This is a genomic window from Streptomyces sp. NTH33 (assembly GCF_003236365.1).
Lineage (GTDB): Bacteria > Actinomycetota > Actinomycetes > Streptomycetales > Streptomycetaceae > Streptomyces.
In genome coordinates this window covers 1-4388 of the sequence record NZ_POTZ01000531.1, presented here as the reverse complement: position 1 = coordinate 4388, position 4388 = coordinate 1, and the positions used below count along the sequence as shown (strand labels likewise).

Here is a 4388-nt window from a genome sequence, read left to right as displayed (position 1 = left end):
GCCTCCACCCCCACCCTGCGCGACCAGGTGCGCCCCTATCTGGAGCAGCTCTTCGAGGAGGTCAACGAGACCGTCCACCTCGCCACCCTGGTCGGCACCGAGATCCACCACGTCGACGGCATCGAGGCCACCGGGCACGTCATCCGGTTCGGCCTGCGCACCGGCGTGCGCTTGTCCGCCCACGTCACCTCCGCCGGCAAAGCCATGCTCGCCAGCCTCTCCGACGACGACGTCCAGGCCCGCTACCAGGTGGCCTCCAGCGGGCGCCGTCGACGCCCCCTCGGGGCCGACATGGACCGCCTGCGGGAAGCCCTGGACAAGGTGCGCAAGCAGCGCATCGCCTCCAACTTCGAGGAGAGCGAGGTCGGCGTGGCCGCGTTCGCCATCAGCCTCGGCAGCCAGGAGGGGCAGCACGCCGCCCTCAGCATCGCCCTGCCCGTCATGCGGTGCGGCCGCGCCGACGTCACCCGCTTCGGCGAGGCCCTCGTCGCCGTCGCCGACCGCTACCTCGCCGACCAGGGCCGGGCACGCTGAGGCGGGGTGGGCGCCCTCGTCGTGAGGGCACCCATCCCGCCTCGGGTACGTGAAGGACGCGTCAGTCGATCTGGCGGCCCAGCTGAGCCAGGGGGACGTTGTGGGTCTCGCGGGCCGTGGCCACGGCGATCGCGGAGATCACGCAGGCCAGGGAGGTGAACGCGGCCGCCGGCCACCAGGAGTCGCCGGTGGCGGTGGAGACGGCCTGGATGATCGTCGGGGAGAACCCGGTCAGGATCATGCCCAGTTGCAGGCCCACAGCCATGCCGCTGACGCGGAAGCGGACGTTGAACATCTCGCTGAAGAAGGCCGGGTACACGGCGTTCGTCGCGGCGAACCCGAGCGTGATGCACAGGAAGAAGCCCAGGTAGATCATCACCACGTCCGCGTTCCCGACGGCCCAGAAGAACTGCCACACCGCCACGGCGCCGAACAGGTTGCCGCCGATCAGCACCGGACGGCGGCCCACCTTGTCGCTCAGCGCAGCGAACAGCGGCTGCGTCACCAGGGCGGTGGCGTACCCGAACACGACCGCCCACAGCATCGTCGAGGACGATACGCCCACCACATGTGTCGCGTACGTCAGGCCCCACACCGGCACCACCGAGCTGATGACGATCAGGAAGGCCGCGAAGACCACGCGCACCACGTCCGCCGGCTGATGCTTGAAGACCAGGCCGATGGGCGCCTTGGCAACCTTGCCCTGCTCCTTCTGCTCCCGGAACGCCTTCGGATCCTCCAGGGTGCGGCGGATGACCACGCCCACGATCACGATGACCGCAGAGGCCCAGAACGGCACCCGCCAGCCCCAGGCCATCATCTGCTCCTCGGGAAGCGCCGCCACCCCGATGAACGCCAAGGTGGCCAGGATGTAGCCCACCCAGATACCGTTGATCATCCACGAGCAGTACAGGCCTCGGCGTCCCTCCGGGGCGTGTTCCAGCGTCAGGGACGCCGAGCCGGAGGCCTCGCCGCCCACCGACAGGCCCTGGAACAGGCGCAGCATGATCAGCACGGCCGGCGCCCACATGCCGATCGACGCGTACGAGGGAAGGCAGCCGATGAGGAACGTCGCCACGCCCATCACCATCAGCGTGATGATCATGATGTTGCGGCGCCCGAACCGGTCACCGATGTGACCGGCCAGGAATCCGCCCAGCGGGCGGGCCACGTACGCCACGCCGTAGGAGCCCAGGCTCAGCAGCAGACCCATCGCCCCGGCGTCCGGGAAGAACACCTGGCTGAACACCAGGGCCGAGGCCGAGGCGTAGATGTACATGTCGTAGTACTCCAGCGCAGAGCCCACGAAACCGGCAGCGGAGGCCTTCTTGCCCTGGCTGAGGCCGCCCTTGCCGGAGGCGGTGGAGGCAGGGACCGCGCCGGGCTTCAGCGGCACCCCGGTCGCGCCCGAGGCAGAGACGGATGACCTGTTCGTCGTTGACATGGTGCGTCGTCCTGTTCGTCGGGAGTCGCGCGTCGTCGCACGCCTCGATGTCAGTAATCCGCCCGGCCGCCCGAGGCGTCGTACACGAACCCGGTCGTGAACGAGGCCTGGGGCGAGACGATGTAGGAGACCAGGTGCGCGATCTCCTGGACGGTGCCGAAGCGGTGCATCGGGATCAGGGACTTCTGCACCTCCTGGCGCTCCGGCGTCATGCCCTGGATCAGAGGCGTCTCCACCGACGCCGGCGCGACGGCGTTCACCGTCACGCCGGAGGCGGCATACTCCTTGCCGACGGCCTTGACCATCCCGATCACCCCTGCCTTCGAGGCCGAGTAGGCCGCCATCTGCGGGTTGCCCTCCTTGCCCGCCACGGAGGCGATGTGCACGATCCGTCCGTAGCCGCGCGGCAGCATCAGCTCCAGCGCCGCCCGCGTCACCGTGAACGCACCCCCCAGGTTGAGGTCCACGATCCGCTCGAACGTCTCCTGCGACGTCTCCACCGTCGGGGCGACCGGGCCGAGGATCCCCGCGCAGTTCACGACGATCTCGACCGCCCCGAACGCCTCCTCGGCACCCTTCAGCGCCGACTCCACCGACGCCACGTCCGTGACGTCCACCGGGCCCGTCATGCCCGCCACCTCGTCGCCCCACGAGGCCGACGGCAGGTCCAGGGCCAGCGTCTTGATCCCCTGCGCGCGCAGCGTCTCCACGATCGCGGCCCCCATGCCGCTGGAGGCGCCGACCACGACCGCGTGCTGCTCCTGCGGAGCCGCGTCGCCCGGACCCCGGCCACCCGATGCGCGCTGCTGACGATCTGCTGTCATGTTGCTCTCCCTGTGAACGTCGTCCGCTGTTCACCGAGGCGTCGCTGCCCCTGCCCCGGGATGGTGTGACGGTAAGCTCACTTGCGGTGGCAGCAAAGAGTTCGCGAAAAAATTGCGCTGAGCGCAATGAGCGTATAGCGGTGCCGAGGAGACCTTCCGTATCGCTGGGTGACTGGCCCCTGTGCGCGCGGTGATCTGCGTCGCGGACGGGCCGGACGACAGGCGCCGTGAACAGCCGCTGGATCTCGCTGCAGGTGAGCGGGATCAGCTCGTCCGGGGCAGGATGGCGGGCGTGTTCGTGGGCACGGATGACGGCGAGGACCGTCTCCTGGACCACCGACCTGGTCAGCGCGACCGCCGCCGCTGCGGTTCCGCTGTTCCACGCCCTGGACCTGCTCTCCTTCCCGCTCCTGCTGGCCCTGGTCGCGCTGATCGGCGCGGTCCGCGGCCCCGGCGACCTGGCCAAGGAGGTGATGGTCCCGGAGGCGGCCGAGCGCGGCCGGGTGCCGCTGGAGCGGGCCACGGGTCTGTCCGGCGTGACCGAGCGGCTCGCCTCCACCGTCGGCCTGGCGGTCGGCGGCGCCCTGGTGGCGCTGCTGGGCCCTTTGACGGGACTGGTCGTCAACGCGGCCTGTTTCGCTCTCGGATCGGTGATCATCGGGCTGGTGCTGCCCCGCGGCATGGGGCACGCGGCCGAGGAGACCCCGTCGCAGGCCGGGACGACAGGACCGGGTTACTGGCGGCGGTTCGGCGAGGGCTTCACCTTCCTGCGCGGCGAGCCGCTGCTGCTCACCGTCATCGTCATGGTCGGCATCACCAACCTGCTGGACGCGGGGTTCACCGCGGTGCTCGTGCCCGTCTGGGCCAGGGAGTCCGGCAGCGGACCGGCTGCGATCGGCCTGTTGGGCAGCGTGGCGGGAGCGGCGGCGGTCGGTGGAAGCCTGGTGGCCGCGGTGGCCGCGCACCGGCTGCGACGGCGGGTGGTGTTCTTCGCCGGATTCCTGCTGGCCGGGGCGCCGAGGTTCCTGATCCTCGCCCTCGACGCGCCGGTGGGGGCGGTACTGGTTGTGTTCGCGGTCAGTGGATTCGGTGCGGGCTTCCTCAACCCGGTGCTGGGGGCCGTCCGCTTCGAGCGGGTGCCGCGCCGGATGCTGGGCCGGGTCAACGCCCTCGGCGACTCGCTGGCCTGGGCCGGTATCCCTCTCGGTGGGCTGATGGCCGGGGCGGCGGTGGCCTTCGCCGGGCTGGTGCCGGTGCTGCTCGCCTGCGGCGCCGCGTACTTCCTCACCACGAGCCTGACCGGGCTGCGGCCGGAGTGGCGCGAGATGGACCGCGTGGGCGGGCGAGGTGTCCGGGAGCGGCCACCCGAGGCGGACGCCCAGTCGGCCGGTGGGCATCTCATGGCGTGACGTCCGCCGTGCCCATGTACTCCAGGGTGGCCACGACCAGCGCCTGGACGCCCGTGTCCAGCGTGGGGCGGCGGACCGGGGCGAACCGGGGGCTGTGGTTGACCGGGACGTCCTGGTCGACCGTGCCGCGCTCCGCCGCCGCCCGGTAGGTGTCGGGGTCGGTCCCGCCGATCCCCC

At 71.0% G+C, this 4388-nt stretch carries 4 protein-coding genes and 1 pseudogene; 2 read left to right on the top strand and 3 right to left on the bottom strand.

Going from position 1 to position 4388, the window contains the following annotated elements; translation table 11 throughout:
• Positions 1–534: IclR family transcriptional regulator (locus C1I97_RS32210; protein ID WP_220040881.1), on the top strand; the 534-nt coding region annotated here is incomplete at its 5' end.
• Between the two features lie 61 nt (positions 535–595).
• Here C1I97_RS32210 and C1I97_RS32205 read toward each other — a convergent pair.
• The gene (locus C1I97_RS32205) at positions 596–1978 is read right to left on the bottom strand and encodes an MFS transporter (RefSeq protein WP_111006581.1); all 1383 of its coding nucleotides are present in this window, start codon (positions 1976–1978) and stop codon (positions 596–598) included.
• A gap of 50 nt (positions 1979–2028) precedes the next feature.
• Positions 2029–2802, bottom strand: coding sequence for an SDR family NAD(P)-dependent oxidoreductase (locus tag C1I97_RS32200; protein ID WP_111006580.1), 774 nt, complete (start codon positions 2800–2802; stop codon positions 2029–2031).
• A 263-nt stretch (positions 2803–3065) separates the two neighbouring features.
• Between C1I97_RS32200 and C1I97_RS32195 the strand changes: the two genes are divergently transcribed.
• Positions 3066–4211 carry an MFS transporter gene (locus C1I97_RS32195; protein ID WP_441349175.1) on the top strand — a complete coding sequence of 382 codons (1146 nt, stop codon included), beginning with the start codon at positions 3066–3068 and terminating at the stop codon, positions 4209–4211.
• Here the strand turns inward: C1I97_RS32195 and C1I97_RS32190 are convergent.
• A pseudogene (locus tag C1I97_RS32190) lies at positions 4201–4388 on the bottom strand (amidohydrolase); the annotation flags it as partial. The gene C1I97_RS32195 and the pseudogene C1I97_RS32190 overlap by 11 nt on opposite strands.

Excerpts from the sequence above, each read along its gene's own strand:
- C1I97_RS32200 (WP_111006580.1), bottom strand. The coding sequence starts at position 2,802 with ATGACAGCAGATCGTCAGCAGCGCGCATCGGGTGGCCGGGGTCCGGGC.
- C1I97_RS32205 (WP_111006581.1), bottom strand. The coding sequence starts at position 1,978 with ATGTCAACGACGAACAGGTCATCCGTCTCTGCCTCGGGCGCGACCGGG.